The sequence below is a fragment of the Nitrosophilus sp. genome, assembly GCF_982775275.1.
In genome coordinates, this window is sequence record NZ_CEXZHP010000089.1 from 3902 (window position 1) to 5898 (window position 1997).

At 32.5% G+C, this 1997-nt stretch carries 3 protein-coding genes; all 3 read right to left on the reverse strand.

Annotation, left to right across the window (positions count from 1 at the left end; translation table 11 throughout):
* Positions 1-15: 15 nt before the first annotated feature.
* A complete protein-coding gene (gene panD / locus AC30RD_RS05480) occupies positions 16-381 on the reverse strand; it encodes an aspartate 1-decarboxylase (RefSeq protein WP_489493318.1) in 366 nt (121 codons plus the stop codon).
* Position 382: 1 nt separating this feature from the next.
* Complete coding sequence (locus tag AC30RD_RS05485; RefSeq protein WP_489493319.1) at positions 383-769, reverse strand: (2Fe-2S) ferredoxin domain-containing protein; 387 nt, start codon at positions 767-769, stop codon at positions 383-385.
* A 114-nt stretch (positions 770-883) separates the two neighbouring features.
* On the reverse strand, positions 884-1997 hold a 1114-nt coding region (locus AC30RD_RS05490; RefSeq protein ID WP_489493320.1), incomplete at its 5' end, for a UDP-N-acetylmuramoyl-L-alanyl-D-glutamate--2,6-diaminopimelate ligase.

A 1997-nucleotide genomic window follows, 5' to 3' on the forward strand; every position in this document is an offset into this window, starting at 1 on the left:
AACCACTCAACCATATCACATATAATTTAGTATTTCGTCAATATCGTTATTTTCGTTTACCAATACGATAGTTGGCTCATAATTTGCCAACTCCTCTTCGCTATATGTAGCATAAGCTACAATAATGATCTTATCTCCAGGATGAGCTTTTCTTGCGGCAGCGCCGTTTAAACAGATATCCCTTTTTCCTCTCTCACCCTTTATAACGTAAGTGGTAAATCTTTCTCCATTATTAATATTTAAAATCTCAACTTTTTGTCCAACTCTTAATTTTGCTGCCTCTAATAGCTCTTCATCTATCGTAATTGACCCAACATAATTTAAATTGGCGTCAGTTACTGTAGCGCGATGAATTTTGCTATAAAGCATCTCAATTTGCATATTAAGCTCCGCCACTCATTTTTATCATATCAGCAACACTTATTGGCTCATCCCAATACTCTTTAGGTATCAGATACTCTTCAACCGGCTTACCGCCAATAATATGCTCTTCTATTATTTTATCAATTTTTTCCTTATTTAATCCAACATACATAAAATGTCCGGGCTCTACTAACATTACCGGTCCTAATTGACATCTATTTAAACATCCAGTCCTTACGGGCTGAACAGTTGCAATTATACCCTTTTCCATTAATTTTTGTGCCAAATATTGAAAAAGTTGTCCAGATTCTGGATCGTTGGGATTTACGCAACTTGGTTTTGGGAATCCCGGAGGTGCTGATTGTTCACACTTAAATATATAAAAAGCTGGTTGAGGCATACCCATAATATCTCCTTTTAAATCATACAAAATTTGTCTGAATTTTATCAATAAATTTTTAAATTTTAATTATGAATTTGGAATGTGGAATTTGTAAAGTTTTTTTTAAGCTCCCCAATTCTAATTCCAATGTCCAATCTCTAATATCTCCCTTACAACTTCTCTGTCATCAAATGGTATTTTTTTTCCATTTATCTCTTGATAAGTTTCGTCTCCTTTTCCAAGAATCAATAATATTTCATTCTTTTTGATATTTTTGATAGCCTCTTCAATCGCCTCTTTTCTATTTTCAATCAATATCGCTTTACTTTTGTCTGTTACGCCTTTTAATATATCTTTTATTATCTCTTTTGGCTCTTCGCTTCTTGGGTTGTCACTTGTTATATATATTTTTTTGCAAAATCTTGAAGCAATTTCGCCCATTTTCGCTCTTTTTCCTTTATCTCTATCTCCTCCGGCTCCAAAAACTGCGACAATATCTTTTGAAGGGAAAGACTCAAAAACTTTTTTCATTCCATCTGGTGTATGGGCAAAATCCACGATTATTAGAGGATCATAACTAACAATTTCCATCCTACCGCCAACACCCCAAAAATTCTCAACCTTTTGGCAAATATCTTTTAGTGGAAAATTTTCTAATATTTTAACTGCAGAAATTGCCGCTGTAAGGTTATAAACATTAAAAAGGCCCAAAAGTGGGGAATGAAAATCACAAATTTCGTTACCAAATTTTAAAACCCCACTAATACCCTCTTCCAATGAATATGCAATTATTTGAAAAGTAGATGGAGCATCAAGTGCGTAAGTATATGCGTTTTTATAATTGAATTTTATATATTTGTCATCTTTGTTTATTAGTTTTGGAGCATCGTCGCTAAAAAAAGAGTTTTTCGTATTAATATAATTTTTAAAGGTTTTATGATAATCTAAATGATCCCTGGTTATATTGGTATGAACTTTTAAAGAAAAATTTAATCCTTCAACTCTTTTTTGATCAATAGCGTGTGAGCTAACTTCCATTATAAAATATTCGCATCCTCTTTTTTTTGATTCATATAGATGATAGATGGTTTTTAAAATAGAGGGCGTTGTTAAAGATTTGTCTTCATATTTTTCATCATTAATAAAAAACCCTCTTGTTCCTTGCAAAGCAACTTTTTTATCAAAATCTAAAAGTATGGAGTAGATTGCGGCAGTTGTTGTAGTTTTGCCGTTTGTGCCAGTAACACTAACA

What these genes read in the sequence shown, in the direction of transcription:
- panD (WP_489493318.1), bottom strand. Translation starts at nt 381, where the DNA reads ATGCAAATTGAGATGCTTTATAGCAAAATTCATCGCGCTACAGTAACT.
- AC30RD_RS05485 (WP_489493319.1), bottom strand. Translation starts at nt 769, where the DNA reads ATGGGTATGCCTCAACCAGCTTTTTATATATTTAAGTGTGAACAATCA.